This window comes from Serratia sp. Z4, assembly GCF_009900725.1.
Classification (GTDB): Bacteria; Pseudomonadota; Gammaproteobacteria; order Enterobacterales; family Enterobacteriaceae; genus Serratia; species Serratia nematodiphila.
Genome location: NZ_JAAABD010000001.1, coordinates 431,842 through 450,220, shown reverse-complemented (window position 1 = coordinate 450,220; position 18,379 = coordinate 431,842). Strand labels below are relative to the sequence as shown.

Annotated in this window: 15 protein-coding genes; 12 read left to right on the top strand and 3 right to left on the bottom strand. The window is 62.2% G+C overall.

Annotation, left to right across the window (positions count from 1 at the left end; translation table 11 throughout):
* Positions 1-78: 78 nt before the first annotated feature.
* The 8 genes from GT753_RS02245 to GT753_RS02210 all read left to right on the top strand — a co-directional run bounded on the left by GT753_RS02245 (position 79) and on the right by GT753_RS02210 (position 9,968).
* Complete coding sequence (locus tag GT753_RS02245) at positions 79-843, top strand: arylamine N-acetyltransferase (RefSeq protein ID WP_015377034.1); 765 nt, start codon at positions 79-81, stop codon at positions 841-843.
* Positions 844-1,663: 820 nt separating this feature from the next.
* The gene (locus GT753_RS02240; RefSeq protein WP_015377033.1) at positions 1,664-2,293 is read left to right on the top strand and encodes a response regulator transcription factor; all 630 of its coding nucleotides are present in this window, start codon (positions 1,664-1,666) and stop codon (positions 2,291-2,293) included.
* Complete coding sequence (locus tag GT753_RS02235; protein WP_015377032.1) at positions 2,293-3,834, top strand: MASE1 domain-containing protein; 1,542 nt, start codon at positions 2,293-2,295, stop codon at positions 3,832-3,834. The genes GT753_RS02240 and GT753_RS02235 overlap by 1 nt, the downstream gene beginning before the upstream one ends.
* A 66-nt stretch (positions 3,835-3,900) precedes the next feature.
* A complete protein-coding gene (gene uhpC / locus GT753_RS02230; protein ID WP_255448225.1) occupies positions 3,901-5,223 on the top strand; it encodes an MFS transporter family glucose-6-phosphate receptor UhpC in 1,323 nt (440 codons plus the stop codon).
* Positions 5,220-6,251: an ABC transporter substrate-binding protein gene (locus GT753_RS02225; RefSeq protein WP_015377030.1), complete on the top strand. Its 1,032-nt coding sequence runs from the start codon at positions 5,220-5,222 to the stop codon at positions 6,249-6,251. Before uhpC ends, GT753_RS02225 begins: the two co-directional genes overlap by 4 nt.
* A gap of 67 nt (positions 6,252-6,318) precedes the next feature.
* Positions 6,319-8,397, top strand: a complete 2,079-nt coding sequence (locus GT753_RS02220; protein WP_015377029.1) for an iron ABC transporter permease — start codon at positions 6,319-6,321, stop codon at positions 8,395-8,397.
* Positions 8,398-8,408: 11 nt separating this feature from the next.
* Entirely contained in the window at positions 8,409-9,455 is a 1,047-nt protein-coding gene (gene fbpC / locus GT753_RS02215; protein WP_015377028.1) for a ferric ABC transporter ATP-binding protein, read from the top strand.
* A 246-nt stretch (positions 9,456-9,701) separates the two neighbouring features.
* Positions 9,702-9,968, top strand: a complete 267-nt coding sequence (locus GT753_RS02210; RefSeq protein WP_015377027.1) for a hypothetical protein — start codon at positions 9,702-9,704, stop codon at positions 9,966-9,968.
* 41 nt (positions 9,969-10,009) lie between these two features.
* Here the strand turns inward: GT753_RS02210 and dusC are convergent, their stop codons facing one another.
* The 3 genes from dusC to rhlE all read right to left on the bottom strand — a co-directional run bounded on the left by dusC (position 10,010) and on the right by rhlE (position 13,481).
* On the bottom strand, positions 10,010-10,942 hold the full coding sequence (gene dusC / locus GT753_RS02205; protein ID WP_031299721.1) for a tRNA dihydrouridine(16) synthase DusC: 933 nt from the start codon (positions 10,940-10,942) through the stop codon (positions 10,010-10,012).
* Positions 10,943-11,026: 84 nt separating this feature from the next.
* Entirely contained in the window at positions 11,027-11,986 is a 960-nt protein-coding gene (locus GT753_RS02200) for a D-2-hydroxyacid dehydrogenase family protein (protein ID WP_015377025.1), read from the bottom strand.
* Between the two features lie 115 nt (positions 11,987-12,101).
* Positions 12,102-13,481 (bottom strand): ATP-dependent RNA helicase RhlE, encoded by a 1,380-nt coding sequence (gene rhlE / locus GT753_RS02195; RefSeq protein WP_015377024.1) that lies wholly within the window; start codon positions 13,479-13,481, stop codon positions 12,102-12,104.
* A 297-nt stretch (positions 13,482-13,778) separates the two neighbouring features.
* Between rhlE and cecR the strand changes: the two genes are divergently transcribed.
* From cecR to GT753_RS02175, 4 genes are read left to right on the top strand one after another with little or no spacing between them, the layout of a single operon-like run.
* Positions 13,779-14,477 (top strand): transcriptional regulator CecR, encoded by a 699-nt coding sequence (gene cecR / locus GT753_RS02190; RefSeq protein ID WP_015377023.1) that lies wholly within the window; start codon positions 13,779-13,781, stop codon positions 14,475-14,477.
* Positions 14,478-14,495: 18 nt separating this feature from the next.
* Positions 14,496-15,482: a secretion protein HlyD gene (gene hlyD, locus GT753_RS02185; protein ID WP_015377022.1), complete on the top strand. Its 987-nt coding sequence runs from the start codon at positions 14,496-14,498 to the stop codon at positions 15,480-15,482.
* Positions 15,483-15,490: 8 nt separating this feature from the next.
* Positions 15,491-17,227 (top strand): ATP-binding cassette domain-containing protein, encoded by a 1,737-nt coding sequence (locus GT753_RS02180; RefSeq protein ID WP_021503997.1) that lies wholly within the window; start codon positions 15,491-15,493, stop codon positions 17,225-17,227.
* Positions 17,224-18,378: an ABC transporter permease gene (locus tag GT753_RS02175; protein WP_085336498.1), complete on the top strand. Its 1,155-nt coding sequence runs from the start codon at positions 17,224-17,226 to the stop codon at positions 18,376-18,378. Before GT753_RS02180 ends, GT753_RS02175 begins: the two co-directional genes overlap by 4 nt.
* The last annotated feature ends 1 nt before the right edge of the window (position 18,379 follow it).

Here is an 18,379-nt window from a genome sequence, read left to right as displayed (position 1 = left end):
CAACGCAGCACGTAATGCGCTCACAAACGCCGCAAAGCCCGCTATTTTATGCCTACTTTTTCTCATGCGAGACACCCTGTGGATACCCAACGCTACCTGCAGCATATCGGCTTTGCCGGCACCGCCCGCCCTGACCTCCCCACGTTGCAACAGCTGCACCATCGCCACATGCTGAGCGTACCGTTCGAGAACCTGAGCATTATTTATCATCAGGGCATTCAGCTGGCGCCGGAGGCGCTGTTCAGCAAGGTGGTCGAGCGTAACCGCGGCGGTTTCTGTTATGAGCTGAACACGCTGTTCGCCCTGCTGTTGCGGGAGATCGGTTTCAAGGTGAGCTTCATCTCCGGCGAGATCCGCACGCGCGACGGCCATTTCGGCCCGCCCTACGACCATCTGGCGCTGCGGGTGGATCTGGCGGGGCAGGCCTGGCTGGTGGATGTCGGTTTCGGCGATTCCTTCCTGACGCCGCTGAAGATCGTCGTCGCCGAGCCGCAACCGCAGGCCAGCGGCACCTTCCACCTGGAGCGGGAAGGCGAGTATTACCTGCTGGAGCGCCGCAACGGCGACCAACGCTCGCATGCCAAAACGCTGTATCGCTTTACCGTTCAGCCGCGCGAGTTGCACGAGTTCGACGAGATGTGCCGATTCCACAGCACCTCGCCGCAGTCGCACTTCACCCAGCGCCTGGTGTGTTCACGGCCGACGGACCACGGCCGGGTGACCCTCAGCGACATGAAGCTGATCGTGACCGAAGATCACCAGCGCCACGAAACGACGCTGCATTCGGAAGAGGAACGGCGCGCCGTACTGTGGCAGCATTTCGCCATCGATGTGGATCGTTAACGCCGCCAGCGGCGTAATGCTGATCAGTTAGCGTTTTTCTGAACGTATTTGTGCAGTTTTCGGTCGATAAAGGTGAGATGCGCCATGAGGCTCATACGCCTCGACCGAGCCAGGGGCCGAAGGCGCGGCCCCTGGCAACCCGCGCCTTTGCCCTATCAGACGGTTGGCTTTGCCAACGTCCCTCTCTCCGCCATACCGCATTGAGGCCGGTTGCGACAGGCGTCCCTGCCTGTCTCACCTGAAACCGCCGTCCATGGCGGTTTCGCCTAATACGCTATGCCTGCGTTCGGCGTCTTCAAGGGCATCCAATACCGCGCTCATCTCCGATTCCTCTTCTCTGCCATGACCTCATAAAGGACGGGAGCTGCTAGCACGGGGTTGACCTTTGGCGCGCATCACCGGCTGCCGAGCAAGACAGCATTGTCAGGGGCAACCGGCCAGGGAAGGCCGGTTGAGGCGAGACTAACAGGGACGTTTGTCGCAGCCGACCCGCCCGACAATGCAGACGCTGCGAGGGTATCCGCGCAGCGGACAGACGGTGTTAAGCGAAGGCGCGGGTGGAGGGGCCGCGCCTTCGGCCCCTCCAATTGCCGTTCATTGTGGTAACAGAAAAATTCAGGGTATTTACGGCAATTCATCCTGCACATCACGTAAAGATACTGGATAAAAAATACCAGTCAGGCTTAAGTAACCAGCATTACACCGGCGGCGCCCTTTTATTACGATTCTGTTACACCGATTGCATAACCGCGCTTGGCTGATTGCCAGCACCGCGGCGGCAGGCATCATAGGGCCATGATTCGGCAACAGAGTGCGAAAAATGATCCGTGTGATACTGGTGGATGACCATGTGGTGGTGCGCTCCGGCTTTGCGCAATTGCTCAGCCTCGAGGACGATCTCGACGTGGTGGGGCAATACAGCAGCGCGGCGGCGGCCTGGCCGGCATTGCTGCGCGACGACGTCAGCGTCGCGGTGATGGACATCGCCATGCCGGATGAAAACGGCCTGAGCCTGTTGAAACGCCTGCGGGCGCAGAAGCCGCAGTTTCGCGCGATCATCCTCAGTATCTATGACTCCCCGACCTTCGTGCAGAGCGCGCTGGATGCCGGCGCCAGCGGCTATCTGACCAAACGCTGCGGGCCGGAAGAACTGGTGCAGGCGGTGCGCTCCGTCGATATGGGCGGCCATTACCTGTGCGCCGACGCGCTGCGGGCGCTGCGCGGCGGCGAGCAGCCGGCCACGGCGCTGGAAGCGTTGACCCCGCGCGAGCGCGAGATCTTCGATCTGCTGGTCAAAGGCGACAGCGTAAAGGAGATCGCTTTCAAGCTCGATCTCAGCCACAAAACGGTGCACGTGCATCGCGCCAACGTCCTGGGCAAGCTGCAGTGCAGCAGCACCATTGAACTGGTGCATTTCGCCCTCGACCATCAGCTGCTGGCGGGGCATTGATGTCGCCCCGCTTCCGGCCCTGGGTTATCTCGCTGTTTATCCTGTTGGCCTGGGGCAGCGGCTGGCTGATGCTGTGGACGCTCGGTTTCTACCTGACCCACAACGGCAATCAGGCGGCGCTGTTTCTGCCTCACGGCGTCTATCTCGCGCTGCTGATCCTGCTGGCGCGCCGCTATTGGCCCGCCCTGATAATACCGCCGGTGCTGCTGCTGTTCTGGCTGCACGGCGAACGCCTGCTGAGCGGCTACAGCCTGCTGGCCGCGCCGTTCATCACCCTGCTCCCGGCCGCGCTCGCACAGCGATTCTGGCGCCGTTTTCCGCTCTACTGGCAACGGCTGACGCTGCTGCTGGCCGCAGTGACCGCCGCCTCGCTGCTCAATACCGCCCTGCTTGCGCCTTTCGCACACAGCCCGGCGATGCTGCTCGGCCTGGCGTCATTTACCGGTGGTGTCTTGCTGACCCCGTTCGTCTACCTGATTTTTGAATTTCTGCGCCAGCAGCACCGCTACCATCTGCTGGGGCTGGACACCAGCAACCCGCCGCTGCGCGCGTCCTTAATCATCTGGTGCAGCCTGTTTTTCGTTATCGGCATCGGCACCCAGATGGTGCTGTCGCCGGAAATCGAACGCCTGCTGCTGATCGTGGTGTTTTTGCCGAACGTGGTGATGGCGTGGAAGTTCGGCTGGCAGGGCGGCGTGCTGTCCGGCCTGCTCGGCAGCATGATGATCACCCTCGCGCGGCAGGTCGGCGTGGGGTTCGGCAATCTGGTCGAGCTGGAAATCTTTCTGGCGACGCAGGCGCTGCTCGGCATCGGTCTGGGCATCGCCATCAGCCGTCAGCAGCACCTGGCGCAAAACCTGCACCACTATCGCCGACGGCTGGAAGAAGAGCTGGCGGCGCGGCGGGCGTTGACCGAAAAACTGATCCACACCGAAGAAGACACGCGAAAGAACCTGGCGCGCGAGCTGCACGATGAAATCGGCCAGAACATCACCGCGATTCAAATTCAGTCGCAGCTGGTCAAGCGGGCGCGCGATCCGGCGCAAACCCAGGCCGCCGCGAACCAGATAGCCGATCTCGCCCGGCGCATACATCACTCAACGCGCCAGCTGCTGCGCCAGCTGCGCCCGCCCGCGCTGGACGAGCTGGCGTTCAAAGACGCGCTTCACCACCTGCTGAATGAATTCGCCTTCAGCGAACGGGGCATCCGTTGCCGTTTCGACTACCGGCTCATCGACACGCCCGCCGGCGAGACGGTGCGCTTCACCCTCTACCGGCTGCTGCAAGAGCTGCTCAACAACGTGTGCAAACACGCCGAAGCCAGCGAAGTCGCCATCGTTTTGTATCAACAGGGGGCACTTTTGCACCTCGAGGTGCGGGACAACGGCATCGGCATCCGGGCGGACAAGGCGCCCGGCCTCGGCATTCAGGGAATGCGCGAACGGGTCAGCGCGCTCGGCGGCGAACTGACGCTGGACACGCAGCGCGGCACGCGGGTAATTGTTAACCTGCCCACAAATTTGCAACAAACCGCCGACTAACTAGGAAAAAGTCTTAGCCAGTCCGGACTTTCTCTCATCCCCTTTCCCTTTCACCTTCTTATAGTCATCACCAGGGAGACGGCTATGCAGACACGCTCGGCATCTGAAATCGATCATCGTTACCGCGCGCTGCGCCCGCGACTGCTGCTGTACATGGTCATCGGCTACGCCGCCTTTTACCTGACGCGCAAAAGCGTGAATTACGTGCTGCCGGCGCTGCAAATGGATTTGGGGCTGGATAAAGGGGACATCGGCCTGCTCGGCTCGCTGTTTTATCTGAGCTACGGCCTGTCGAAATTCAGCGCCGGATTGTGGCACGACGGCCACGGGCAGCGCAGGTTTATGGGGATCGGCCTGTTCGCCACCGGCGTGCTGAACGTGGCGTTCGCCTTCGGTGAATCGCTGACGCTGCTGTTGGCGGTTTGGGCGCTGAACGGCTTCTTTCAGGGCTGGGGCTGGCCGCCCTGCGCGCGGCTGCTGACCCACTGGTATTCGCGCAACGAGCGCGGCTTCTGGTGGGGCTGCTGGAATATGTCGATCAACCTCGGCGGCGCGATCGTGCCGCTGATCAGCGCCTTCGCCGCCCAGCGCTGGGGCTGGCAGGCGGCGATGTTGATCCCGGGGGCCGTCAGCATGGTGTTGGGCCTCTGGCTGACGCGGCGGCTGACAGGCACACCGCAGGAAGAAGGCCTGCCGTCGGTCGGCCGGTGGCGCCACGATCCGCTGGAGCTGCGCCAGGAACAGCAAAGCCCGCCGATGGGGCTGTGGCGGATGTTGCGCACCACGATGCTGAAGAACCCGATGATCTGGCTGCTGGGCGTCTCTTACGTGCTGGTCTACCTGATCCGCATCGCCTTGAACGACTGGGGCAATCTGTGGTTGACGGAAAGCCACGGCGTCAACCTGCTCAGCGCCAACGCGACGGTGATGCTGTTCGAGATAGGCGGCCTGCTCGGCGCGCTGTTCGCCGGCTGGGGATCGGATGTGCTGTTCGGCGGGCAGCGCGCGCCGATGATTTTGCTGTTCACGCTCGGGCTGATGGTTTCCGTCGCCGCGCTGTGGCTGGCGCCGGTGCATCACTACGCGCTGCTGGCGGGCTGTTTCTTTACGGTGGGCTTTTTTGTCTTCGGCCCACAGATGTTGATTGGCCTCGCCGCCGTGGAATGCGGGCACAAAGGCGCCGCGGGCTCCATCACCGGCTTTCTCGGCCTGTTCGCCTACCTGGGGGCGGCGCTGGCGGGCTGGCCGCTGTCGCGGGTCATCGAAGGCTACGGCTGGTCGGGCATGTTCAGTTTGCTGTCCATCGCCGCCGTTCTTATGGGTTTATTGCTGATGCCGCTGCTGATGGCGAGCGTTACCACCTCTACCGAGAGAAGGATAAAACAATGAAAAAAACGTGGGTCACTACCCTGATAGCGTCCGGCATCGCGCTGGCGACGCTGAGCGGCGCCGCGCACGCCAAGGGCCGCCTGGTGGTCTACTGCAGCGCCACCAATGAAATGTGCGAAGCGGAAACCAAAGCCTTCGGCGAGAAATATGACGTGAAAACCTCGTTCATCCGCAACGGATCCGGCAGCACGCTGGCGAAAGTGGATGCCGAGAAGAAGAACCCGCAGGCGGACGTCTGGTACGGCGGCACGCTCGATCCGCAATCCCAGGCCGGTGAAATGGGGCTGCTGCAGCCGTACAAATCGCCGAACCTCGAACAGGTGATGACGCAATTCCGCGATCCGGCCAAGCTGAAAGGCAACTACTCCTCGGCGGTCTACGTCGGCATTCTCGGCTTTGGCGTCAACACCCAGCGCCTGAAAGAGAAAAACCTGCCGGTGCCAAAATGCTGGAAAGACCTGACCAAGCCGGAATACAAGGGCGAGATTCAAATCGCCGATCCGCAAAGCTCCGGCACCGCCTACACCGCGCTGGCGACCTTTGCCCAGCTGTGGGGAGACGATCAGGCGTTCGATTACCTCAAGCAGCTGAACGCCAACGTCTCGCAGTACACCAAGTCCGGCATTGCCCCGGCGCGCAACGCCGCCCGCGGTGAAACGGCGATCGGCATCGGTTTCCTGCATGACTACTCGCTCGAAAAGGAACAGGGCGCGCCGCTGGAGCTGATCTCGCCTTGCGAAGGCACCGGCTATGAAATCGGCGGCGTCAGCATCCTCAAAGGCGCGCGCAACCTCGACAACGCCAAGCTGTTCGTGGATTGGGTGCTGTCGAAAGAGGCGCAGGAGCTGGCGTGGAAGCAAGGCAAATCCTATCAGATCCTGACCAACACCACCGCCGACACCTCGCCGAACTCGCTGAAGCTCGACGACCTGAAGCTGATCAACTACGACATGGACAAGTACGGCTCGACCGAGGTCCGCAAGGCGCTGATCAACAAATGGGTCAGCGAAGTCAAGATGGGTAAATAAGCCCACATTCTGCGCCTGTTGCCGGGTAAGCCTCACGGTTTGCCCGGCCTGAACATCCGGGAAACTTATGTCACATACACATGCACTCCATCTCGTGAAAAAACGAGATGCGATATTCCTTTGGGTTTTGCTCGGCTGGCTGGCGTTCGCCCTGCTGCCGAGCTGGAGCCTGGATTACGGCCTGCTGGAGTCCACCGGCGAAGAGATCCTCGCGGCCTACGGCTGGTCAAATCGCAATATCAGCTGGCTTTGGTGCCTGCTGCCGAGCCTGCTGCTGCTGCGCCCTTACGCTGCGGCGGGCGGTGAACGGCGGCGGCGCCACGCGTTCGACGCCGGCTGGGCGCTGCTGTGCATGGCCTTTATCGTCGTCAGCGCCACGCTGGCGGGGCGCGGTTTAGGCTACGCCACCCTGGTGCAGTTGACCGCGCTGGGCGCCATCATGACGTTGGCGCTGACCCGCCTCGACTGGCTGGGCGGCGACCGTTTCGTTATCGGCGCGCTGGTCACCATCGTGGCGCTGATCGGCGTCTTCATCGTCTGGCCGAGCATCGCGATTTTCATTCCGATGTTCACCGACCAGACGGGCGCTTTCGCGCCGCTGGCGTTTATGAATGTGCTGTCGCAGGCGCACATCGTCCAGGTGATCCTCAACTCCATCGCCCTGTCGATCGCGGTAGGCGCCGGCTGCACCTTCTTCGGCCTGGTGCTGGCGATTTACACCACCCGCATCGCCAAGCGCAGCGCCATTATCGGCCGCATCTTCTCCATCCTGCCCATCGTCACGCCGCCGTTCGTCGTCGGCCTGGGCGTCACGCTGATGATGGGGCGCTCCGGCTACGTGACCGAGTGGATGGTGGCCTGGTTCGGCCTGACCAACACCAACTGGCTGTACGGCTTTACCGGCATCTGGCTGGCGCAGGTGCTGGCGTTCACCCCGATGGCATTTATGATCCTCGACGGCGCGATCAAGACCATTCATCCTTCGCTGGAAGAGGCCTCCTACACCCTGCGCGCCAGCCGTTGGCAAACCTTTAACGGCGTGTTCGTGCCGCTGCTGAAACCGGCGCTGGCCAACGCGTTTCTGATCGTGGTGGTGCAATCACTGGCCGACTTCAGCAACCCGCTGGTGCTCGGCGGCAACTTCGACGTGCTGGCGACGCAAATCTATTTCTACATTACCGGTTCACAGCTCGATTATCAGGCCGCCAGCACCCTCGGCGCCTTCCTGCTGCTGTTCTCGCTGTTGGTGTTCTGCATCCAGTATATGTGGATCGGCAAGCGTTCCTACGTCACCGTGTCCGGCAAATCCTATCGCGGCGACGTACAGCCGCTGCCGGTCACGCTGGTATGGAGCGTGATCGCGCTGCTGGCGGTGTGGGTAGCCTTTAACGCCCTGCTTTACGGCAGCATTTTCTACGGCAGCTTCACCGTCAACTGGGGGGTGGATTACACGCTGACGCTGGATAACTTCATCAAGCTGTTCGGCCAGGGCATGAGCGACGGCGCGTGGCCTTCGCTGCTCGATACGCTGCTGTACGCCGGGATCGCCGCGCCGATCACCGCCGCGTTCGGCCTGCTGATCGCCTGGATCGTGGTGCGCCAGCAGTTCAAGGGCAAAAAGACCATCGAGTTCACCACCATGCTGTGCTTTGCGGTGCCGGGCACCGTGGCGGGCGTCTCTTACATTCTCGCCTTTAACGGCGCGCCGGTGTACCTCACCGGCACGGCCGCCATCGTGATTATCTCGATGGTGATGCGCAACGTGCCGGTGGGCATTCGCGCCGGGATCGCCGGGCTGGGCCAGATAGACAAATCGCTGGACGAAGCCTCGCTCAGCCTGCGCGCCGGCTCGCTGCGCACCATCACGCACATCCTGCTGCCGCTGCTGCGCCCGGCGATCCTGTCGGCGCTGATCTACAGCTTCGTGCGCGCCATCACCACCGTCAGCGCCATCGTCTTCCTGGTGACGCCCGATACCCGCGTGGCCACCGCCTACATCCTCAACCGCGTGGAAGACGGCGAATACGGCGTGGCGATCGCCTACGGTTCAATTCTGATCGTGGTGATGCTGGCGATTATTTTCCTCTTTGACTGGCTGATCGGCGAGGCACGCATCTCCCGTTCAAAAGCCAAAAACCAGGCGTAATGGAGCCCATGATGAGCCAGAAAAATTTCGTTGAACTGCGCAACGTCTCCAAACGGTTCGGCAACAACACGGTAATCGATAACATCACGCTCACCATCCCGCGGGGGCAAATGGTGACGCTGCTCGGCCCTTCCGGCTGCGGCAAAACCACCATTTTGCGCCTGGTCGCCGGGCTGGAAAAGCCGAGCGACGGGCAGATATTCATTGATGGTGAAGACGTTACCCATCGTTCCATCCAGCAGCGTGATATCTGCATGGTGTTCCAGTCTTATGCCCTGTTCCCGCATATGTCGCTGGGGGAAAACGTCGGCTATGGCCTGAAGATGCTCGGCATCCCGCGCGCCGAAGTGAAAGCGCGCGTGCAGGAAGCGCTGGCGATGGTGGACTTGGCGGGGTTTGACGATCGCTATGTCGATCAGATCTCCGGCGGCCAACAGCAGCGCGTGGCCCTGGCGCGCGCGCTGATCCTCAAGCCGAAAGTGCTGCTGTTCGACGAGCCGTTGAGCAACCTCGACGCCAACCTGCGCCGCAGCATGCGTGAAAAGATCCGCGAGCTGCAAAAGCAGTTTGATATCACGTCGCTGTACGTCACCCACGATCAGAGCGAGGCTTTTGCGGTCTCCGACACCGTACTGGTGATGAATAAAGGGCATATCATGCAGATGGGCTCGCCGCAGGATCTCTATCGGCAGCCCGCCTCGCGCTTTATGGCGAGCTTTATGGGGGACGCCAACCTGTTCCCGGCCAGCTTCAGCGCCGACCATGTCGATATCAGCGGCTATCGTCTGCCGCGCCCCGCGCACTTTGCCGCCCAGGGCGCCGGCACGGTGGGCGTGCGCCCGGAGGCGATCACGCTGAGCGAGCATGGCGATGAAAGCCAGCGCTGCGTGATCGAACATGTCGCCTACATGGGGCCGCAGTATGAGGTAACGGTGGCGTGGCACGGGCAGCAAATTTTGCTGCAGGTTAACGCCACCCGCCTGCAACCGAACGTCGGCGAGCAGTATTATCTGGAAATTCACCCCTACGGCATGTTTATGCTGGCGGACGCGGCATAATAAGCATCACTCTTAAGCGTTAGAATAACGGTCATCCCGTATGGGATGGCCGAAAATAATCGCCAAAAACACCGTATTTATCTATTTTTACAATTCCACCCAAGTCCTTGTTCAGCCGAACAATAAATATAGCCACACCCACTCAAAAATAACCACCCAGACCACTCAGGGTGATATTTTTATTTAAATAGGGTAAGCTTGATCCCGCAGTCGAAATTATTTAACGGCCAACTCAAGGAGAAATTCATGAGCAACAATGCAAATGCACAGGCGCAGCTGGATAATTTACGCAACGTCGCTTCCCAGCTGAAGGAAATGCGCCACTACGCACAGTCGAATATCGAGACGCTCTCCGCACACTGGCTGGCCTTCGATCAGGGGGAATGCAAAAATAAGGTATTCGCCGAAGCCATTAACGACCTGTTGAATAAACAGGGCGCCTGTCTGGAAGGGCTGGAAAAAACCATTCAGGATATCGAGATAGAATTGAACCGTCTCGACAAAGCCGCCTGATAATACCGATTTAAATAAACCCGCTGCGTGCGGGTTTATTTTTAGCTACGGCAGATGACGCGCGCAATATCCCCGGATGTCGTCAGCGCGCGTATTTCGCTGAACAGTTCGGTGGCTTCATCATATTCTTTACGCAAATAACCCAGCCACTGTTTAATGCGCGCCACGTGATACAGACCGGTGTCGCCCTGCTTTTCCAGATGGACGTATTTTTGCAGCAGCTCAACCACCTGCGGCCAGGGCATGCGCAGTTCGTTGTACTTCACCACCCGGCTCAGGTTCGGCACGTTGAGCGCGCCGCGCCCCAGCATGATGGCGTCGCAGCCGGTCGTCTGCAGGCAATCCTGCGCGCTCTGGTAATCCCAGATCTCGCCGTTGGCGACAACCGGGATGCTCAGCCGCTGACGGATCTCGCCGATCGCCGCCCAGTTGATGCGATCCGCCTTGTAGCCGTCCTCTTTGGTGCGGCCGTGCACCGTCAGCTCACTGGCGCCCGCCTGCTGTACCGCATCGGCGATTTCAAAGCTGCGATTGGAGGAGTCCCAGCCCAGGCGCACCTTCACCGTGACCGGCAGATGGGCCGGCACCGCCGCGCGCATCGCTTTGGCGCCCTGATAGATCAATTCCGGATCTTTGAGCAGCGTCGCCCCGCCGCCGCTGCCGTTCACCAGCTTGGACGGGCAGCCGCAGTTGAGATCGACGCCGTAAGAGCCCAATTCCACCGCACGCGCGGCGTTTTCCGCCAGCCACTGCGGATACTGCCCCAGCAGCTGTACCCGCACCAGCGTGCCCGACGGCGTGCGGCTGGCGTGACGCAGCTCCGGGCACAGCCGGTAGAACGACTTGGCCGGCAGCAGCTGATCGACCACGCGCAAAAATTCGGTGATGCACAGATCGTAGTCGTTCACTTCGGTGAGTAACTCACGCACCAAAGAATCGAGAACGCCCTCCATCGGAGCCAATAATACGCGCATGACCAATCCCAGCTAAAAAAAGACCCGCAATGATACGGGTGAATGCCCGCGCCAGACAAGCCTCAGCGGGCATTAAAAATGCCGTCAGCCCAGCCGGCGGATCGGTTGGCCGGCAAGGAACGCCGCAATGTCCTCGACCGCCTCGGTGAAGTAGGCGCGGTAATTGTCGTCCGCCACATAACCCACATGCGGCGTCGCCAGCACGTTGGGCAGCTGGCGAAACACGTCGTCGGCCGGCAGCGGCTCCGTCTCGAACACGTCCAGCCCGGCGCCGGCGATCTTACGCTGTTGCAGGACGTCCACCAACGCCGCCCGATCGACGATGCCCGCGCGCGAGGTATTGATCAGGTACGCGGTGGGCTTCATCGCCGCCAATTCATCACGCCCCACCAACCCGCGGCTGCGATCGCTCAGCACCAGGTGAATGGAGACAAAGTCGCTCTGCTCAAACAGCGCCCGCTTGGACGGCGCCAGCTCAGCGCCCTCCTGCGCCGCCCGTTCCGCCGTCAGGTTCTGGCTCCAGGCCAGCACCCGCATGCCGAACGCCTGCGCCACCCGGGCCATCTGGCCGCCGATCTTGCCCAGCCCCAGCAACCCCAGCGTCTTGCCCTGCAGCGTGACGCCTAAGCCCAGCTGCCACGGGCCATTGTTTTGCAGCCCGACGCTTTCCGGCACGATATGCTTCGCCAGCCCGAGCAGCAGCGCCCAGGTCAGTTCCATCGGCGCGGCCGAGCCGCTGGCGGTGCCGCACACCACCACGCCGCGCTCGGCGGCGGCGGCCAGATCGATAGCGGCGTTGCGCATGCCGGAGGTGATCAGCAGCTTCAGCTTCGGCAGCCGCGCCAGCAGCGAGGCGGTCATCGGCGTGCGCTCGCGCATGATGACCAGAATGTCGCACTCCTGTAGATGCACCGCCAGCTCCGCTTCATCGGTAAAGTGCGCGCTGATGGCCGACACCTCCACCCGATCGGCCAGCGCCGACCAGTCCGCCATCTTGAGCGCCACCTGCTGGTAATCATCGAGAATTGCGCACTTTAATTTCATCTCCGTCTCCTGGAATCTAGGGGTAGCCACCGTCCAGCCTAGTACGAAAATGCCGTTCCGCCAGGCAAAAAAAAAAGCCGCCCGTATCGGCGGCTTACTCTTTGAGCAATCAGGCTTATTCGGCCGGTTTGCGGTTGCGCGGGCGGCGCGAAGACGGCGCGCCGGAACGACGCTGGCCATCACCCTGCGGGCGGGCGTTACCGTTAGCGTTGCCACGGTTTTCACGCTGGCCGCCGTTCGCGTTACCGCTGCGCTGACCGCCGCCGTTACCGGAACGCTGGCCGCCGCCGTTGCCGCGCGGCGCGCCGCGCCCGCCACCCTGACGGCCGTTGATGATCGGCTCGGCCTTGATGGTCGGATCCGGCTCGTAGCCCGGCAGCGCAATGCGCGGAATTTCACGCTTCAGCAGACGCTCGATGTCGCGCAGCAGCTTGTGCTCATCCACGCACACCAGCGAGATAGCCTCACCGGTACGCTCCGCGCGGCCGGTACGGCCGATACGGTGCACATAGTCTTCCGGCACGTTAGGCAGCTCGTAGTTCACCACGTGCGGCAGCTGGTCGATATCCAGACCGCGCGCCGCGATGTCGGTCGCCACCAGCACGCGGATGCGGCCGTCTTTGAAATCGGCCAGCGCGCGGGTACGGGCGCCCTGGCTCTTGTTACCGTGGATCGCCGCGGCAGTGATGCCGTCTTTGTTCAGCTGTTCCGCCAGATGGTTGGCGCCGTGCTTGGTGCGGGTAAACACCAGCACCTGTTTCCAGTCGCCTTCGCCGATCATCTGCGACAGCAGTTCCCGCTTACGCTTCTTGTCGACGAAGTGCACGCTCTGCTCAATCTGCTCGGACGCGGTGTTGCGGCGCGCCACTTCCACCGAGGCCGGGTTATGCAGCAGCTTGTTGGCCAGCGCCTTGATGTCGTCGGAGAAGGTCGCGGAGAACAGCAGGTTCTGGCGCTTGGCCGGCAGCTTGGCCAGCACGCGGCGAATGTCGTGGATAAAGCCCATGTCCAGCATGCGGTCCGCTTCATCCAGCACCAGAATTTCGATTTTGGACAGGTCAACCGCGTTCTGATGCTCCAGATCCAGCAGACGGCCCGGCGTCGCCACCAGGATATCGACGCCGCCGCGCAGCTTCATCATCTGCGGGTTGATGCTCACGCCGCCAAACACCACCAGCGAACGCAGGCGCAGGTGTTTGCTGTAGGCATCGACGTTTTCGCCGATCTGCGCCGCCAGCTCACGGGTTGGCGTCAGGATCAGCGCGCGCACCGGGCGACGGCCCTTGACCGGATGGTCATGCTTGCTCAGCAGCTGCAACAGCGGCAGGGTAAAACCGGCGGTTTTACCGGTGCCGGTCTGGGCGCTGGCCATCAGGTCACGACCTTCAAGCACGACAGGGATAGCCTGACGCTGGATTGGCGTCGGTTCACGATAGCCCTGTTCTTCAACAGCGCGCACAATTTCAGCACTTAAGCCGAGGGTTTCAAATGACATAAAGAGAAAAACTCCAGATCCCCCCTAACCTAACGGTGTTCGGTGCAGTTTCCTGGGAGGATGATCAGACGGGGCATTAAGCATGACCACGAGGGATTGGCACAAACTGCAGTGCACCAGGCGGCGATTGTAACAGAAGTCGCGCAATAAAAAGCACTTTTACGCACCCAGAGCACAATCTGCCGTAAATTCAGCATTGTCTGAAGCCGATCACATAACTCATTGTGGTTAGCGGTTGCGTTTTAGACAATCTGGCATAAAGTTAATCATATGATTGATTAACTTCGAGCGTGACCCATGCCAGCTTCCGTACCTCATCAGGCCGCCGGCCGGGCGCGTGGCGAGCAAACGCGCCGGCAACTGCTCGCCGCGGCGACCGAACTGTTCGGCGAATTCGGCCTGCAGGGCGCCACCACGCGCGATATCGCCCAGCGCGCCGGCCAGAACATCGCCGCCATCACCTACTACTTCAGCTCCAAAGAGGGGCTGTATCTGGCCGTAGCGCAGTCGCTCGCCGATTTCATTCAGCAGGCGTTCGCCCCGTTGGCCGAAGAGGTCGATCGCTTTGGGCAAGAAGTGCCCGAACAACGCTCACCCGACGCGGCGCTACGCTTGCTGCAGCGTGGCCTGCTGGCCTTCAGCGAGCTGATGACCCAGCCGCACACGCTGAACCTGAGCAAAATCATGTCGCGCGAACAGCTCGCCCCGACCGAGGCCTATCCGCTGATCCACCGCCAGGTGATCGCGCCGATGCACGAGCGGCTGTGCCGCCTGCTGTCGGCCGCCACCGGCATTGACGAGCACGCCACTCGCCTGGTGCTGCATACCCACGCGCTGATCGGCGAGGTGCTGTCGTTCCGCGTGGCGCGAGAGACCATCCGCCGTCAGGCCGGCTGGCAAGAGATTGGTGAAAGTGAAGCGGCGCAAATCGCGGCGGTGCTGAGCGAGCATATCGAGATTTTGGTTATTGGGCTGCGCCAACGTCACGGCGCGTAAATTCAGGCAGGGAGTGTTATGAACAAAAAACGCAGTGCCTTGATCGTGTTGTTAATTCTGCTGATCGCGGCCGCCGCTTACGCGGTCTGGCATTACCAACAGCAGCAGGATAAGCCGCTGACGCTGTACGGCAACGTCGATATCCGCACGGTCAACCTCGGCTTCCGCGTCGACGGCCGCCTGGCGTCGCTGACGGTGGATGAAGGCGATGCCGTTCAGCCGGGCCAGCTGCTCGGCAAACTGGACGATGCCCCCTATCGCAACGCGCTGCAGCAGGCCGAGGCCAACGTCGGCAGCGCGCGTGCCAAACTGTCGCTGCTGCAGGCCGGCTATCGCACCGAAGAGATCGCCCAGGTGCAGTCAGAAATGGCGCAGCGCCAGTCCGCCTTCGCCTACGCCGACAGCTTCCTGAAGCGCCAGCAAGGGCTGTGGGCGAAAAACGCCACGTCCGCCGACGCGCTGGAAGATGCGCGCACCGCCCGCAATCAGGCGCAGGCCAACCTGCAGGCGGCGAAGGACAAGCTGTCGCAATACCGCAGCGGCAATCGCCCGCAAGAGATTGAACAGGCCAAGGCCGAGGTGGCGCAAAGCGAAGCGGCGTTGGCGCAGGCGCAATTGAATCTGCAAGACGCCACGCTGATCTCCCCGTCCGCCGGCACGGTGCTGACCCGCGCGGTGGAGCCGGGCACCATGCTCGGCGCCGGCGGTACGGTGTTCACCCTGTCGCTGACCCGACCGGTGTGGGTGCGCGCCTACGTCAACGAGACCAGCCTGAACCAGGCGGTGCCCGGCACCGAGCTGGAAATTTACACCGACGGCCGCCCCGACAAGCCTTACCACGGCAAGATCGGTTTCGTCTCGCCAACCGCGGAGTTCACGCCGAAAAGCGTTGAAACGCCGGATCTGCGCACCGATCTGGTGTACCGCCTGCGGGTGATCGTCACCGACGCCGACGACGCGCTGCGCCAGGGCATGCCGGTCACCCTGCGCTTCGCCAAACCCTGAGGCCGGCCATGGAACAGGCGCACACCATCGAACTGGAAGGGCTGGAAAAGCGCTTCCCGTCGCTTGAGAAACCGGCGGTCGCCAGCCTGACCACCACCCTGCGCAGCGGCGCGGTCATCGGGCTGGTCGGCCCGGACGGCGCCGGCAAAACCACCCTGCTGCGCATGCTGGCCGGGCTGCTGCAGCCCAGCAGCGGCAAGCTGCGGGTCGCCGGGCTGGATCCGATCGCGCAGGATCGCCAACTGCATGCGATCCTAGGCTACATGCCGCAGAAGTTCGGGCTGTATGAGGATCTGACGGTGATGGAGAACCTGACGCTGTACGCCGATCTGCGCGGCGTTACCGGCGATCTGCGGCGCCAGACCTTCGAACGGCTATTGAAATTTACCGATCTGACGCGTTTCACCGAGCGCCTGGCGGGCAAACTGTCCGGCGGCATGAAACAGAAGCTCGGCCTGGCCTGCACGCTGGTCGGCGAACCCCAGGTGCTGTTGCTGGACGAGCCGGGCGTCGGCGTCGATCCTATCTCGCGCCGCGAGCTGTGGCGCATGGTGCACGAGCTGGCCAATGACGGCATGTTGATCCTGTGGAGTACCTCTTATCTCGACGAGGCCGAGCAGTGCCGCGAAGTGCTGTTGCTCAACGAGGGTGAGCTGCTGTTCAGCGGCGCGCCGCAGGATCTGACCCAGCGCATGGCCGGGCGCACGGTGTTGATCGCCGCGCCGCCGGGCAGCCATCGATCGTTGCTGCAGCGGGCGATCTGCCTGCCGGCGGTCACCGACGGCGTGATCCAGGGCAAGTACCTGCGCCTGATCCTGAAAGAAGGCGAAGATCACCGGCAGCTGCTGCAAGCGCTGGATCTGCCGGACGCCGAACTGGACGAAGCGGATCCGCGCTTCGAAGATGCGTTTATCGATCTGCTCGGCGGCGGCCCCAACCATCGCTCGGCGCTGGCGGAGATCATGCCGACCGTCGACGGTGAAAGCGGCGAAACGGTGATCGAAGCGGTGCAGCTGACCAAAAAATTCGGCGACTTCGCCGCCACCGATCACGTCGACTTTCAGGTGCGGCGCGGAGAAATCTTCGGCCTGCTCGGCCCGAACGGCGCCGGCAAGTCCACCACCTTCAAAATGATGTGCGGCCTGCTAGTGCCGTCCGGCGGCAAGGCGCTGGTGCTGGGGATGGATCTGAAGACCAGTTCCGGCAAGGCGCGCCAGCGCCTCGGCTACATGGCGCAAAAATTCTCGCTGTACGGCAACCTGACGGTGGCGCAGAACCTGAAGTTCTTCTCCGGTGTCTACGGCCTGAGCGGCAAGGCGCAGCGCGACAAAATCGACGAAATGTCGCGCGCCTTCAACTTCGCGCCGATCCTCGATCAGACGCCGGACGCGCTGCCGCTCGGCTTCAAACAGCGCCTGGCGCTGGCCTGCGCGCTGATGCACGAACCGGATATTCTGTTCCTCGACGAACCGACCTCCGGCGTCGATCCGCTGACGCGGCGCGAGTTCTGGCTGCACATCAACGGCATGGTCGACAAGGGCGTCACGGTGATGGTGACCACCCACTTTATGGACGAGGCGGAATACTGCGACCGCATCGGCCTGGTGTATCGCGGCAAGATCATCGCCGCCGGCACGCCGGACGATCTCAAACAACAGGTGGCGCGCGACGACAATCCCAGCCCTTCGATGGAGCAGGCGTTTATCGAGCTGGTGCAGGGCTACGACGAGGAGGAAACGCGGTGAGCGATAACCTACCCCCAATCGACGACGGCGGCTTCTCCTGGCGCCGGCTGCGGGCGCTGTGCCTGAAGGAAACGCGGCAGATACTGCGCGATCCCAGCAGCGGCCTGATCGCCTTCGTCATCCCGCTGATGCTGCTGTTTATCTTCGGCTACGGCATCAACCTGGACTCCAGCAAGCTGCATCTGGGCATTCTGATGGAGCAACAGAGCGAAGACGCGCGCGATCTGGCCCACGCCTTCGCCGGTTCACCCTATATCGAACCGACCATCAGCGATAACCGCCAGCAGCTGATCCAGCAGATGCAGGCCGGCACGATCCGCGGCCTGGTGGTGATCCCGGTGGATTTCGACCAGCGCATGGCGCGCCCGCACGACAGCGCCCCTATCCAGGTGATCACCGACGGCAGCGAGCCGAACACCGCCAACTTCGTGCAGGGCTATGCCCAGGGCGTATGGCAAGTTTGGCAGCAGCAACGCGCCGCCGATCGGGGGAGCAGCGACCAGCCGCTGATTGACGTGCAGATGCGCTACTGGTTCAACCCGGCGGCCATCAGCCGGCACTACATCATTCCCGGCGCCATCACCATCATCATGACGGTGATCGGCGCCATTCTCACCTCGCTGGTGATCGCCCGCGAATGGGAGCGCGGCACCATGGAGGCTCTGCTGTCCACCCAGGTGACGCGCAGCGAGCTGCTGCTCTCCAAGCTGATCCCCTATTACTTCCTCGGCATGATCGCCATGGCGCTGTGCATGGCGGTGGCGGTCTGGGTGCTCGGCGTGCCCTATCGCGGTTCGCTGCCGATCCTGCTGCTGATCAGCAGCCTGTTCCTCGCCAGCACCCTCGGCATGGGCCTGCTGATCTCCACCCTCACCCGCAACCAGTTCAACGCGGCGATGGTGGCGCTGAACGCCGCCTTTCTGCCGTCGATCATGCTGTCCGGCTTCATTTTCCAAATCGACAGCATGCCGGCCATCGTGCGCGCGGTGACCTACATCATTCCGGCGCGTTACTTCGTCAGCACGCTGCAAACGCTGTTCCTGGCGGGCAACGTCGGCACCGTGCTGGCGATCAATCTGCTGTTCCTGATCGCTTCCGCCGTGGTGTTCATCGGCCTGACGGCCTGGAAAACCCAGCGCCGGCTGGATTAAG

What these genes read in the sequence shown, in the direction of transcription:
- GT753_RS02240 (WP_015377033.1), top strand. Translation starts at nt 1,664, where the DNA reads ATGATCCGTGTGATACTGGTGGATGACCATGTGGTGGTGCGCTCCGGC.
- GT753_RS02235 (WP_015377032.1), top strand. Translation starts at nt 2,293, where the DNA reads ATGTCGCCCCGCTTCCGGCCCTGGGTTATCTCGCTGTTTATCCTGTTG.
- GT753_RS02225 (WP_015377030.1), top strand. Translation starts at nt 5,220, where the DNA reads ATGAAAAAAACGTGGGTCACTACCCTGATAGCGTCCGGCATCGCGCTG.
- GT753_RS02220 (WP_015377029.1), top strand. Translation starts at nt 6,319, where the DNA reads ATGTCACATACACATGCACTCCATCTCGTGAAAAAACGAGATGCGATA.
- fbpC (WP_015377028.1), top strand. Translation starts at nt 8,409, where the DNA reads ATGAGCCAGAAAAATTTCGTTGAACTGCGCAACGTCTCCAAACGGTTC.
- GT753_RS02210 (WP_015377027.1), top strand. Translation starts at nt 9,702, where the DNA reads ATGAGCAACAATGCAAATGCACAGGCGCAGCTGGATAATTTACGCAAC.
- dusC (WP_031299721.1), bottom strand. Translation starts at nt 10,942, where the DNA reads ATGCGCGTATTATTGGCTCCGATGGAGGGCGTTCTCGATTCTTTGGTG.
- GT753_RS02200 (WP_015377025.1), bottom strand. Translation starts at nt 11,986, where the DNA reads ATGAAATTAAAGTGCGCAATTCTCGATGATTACCAGCAGGTGGCGCTC.
- rhlE (WP_015377024.1), bottom strand. Translation starts at nt 13,481, where the DNA reads ATGTCATTTGAAACCCTCGGCTTAAGTGCTGAAATTGTGCGCGCTGTT.
- cecR (WP_015377023.1), top strand. Translation starts at nt 13,779, where the DNA reads ATGCCAGCTTCCGTACCTCATCAGGCCGCCGGCCGGGCGCGTGGCGAG.
- hlyD (WP_015377022.1), top strand. Translation starts at nt 14,496, where the DNA reads ATGAACAAAAAACGCAGTGCCTTGATCGTGTTGTTAATTCTGCTGATC.
- GT753_RS02180 (WP_021503997.1), top strand. Translation starts at nt 15,491, where the DNA reads ATGGAACAGGCGCACACCATCGAACTGGAAGGGCTGGAAAAGCGCTTC.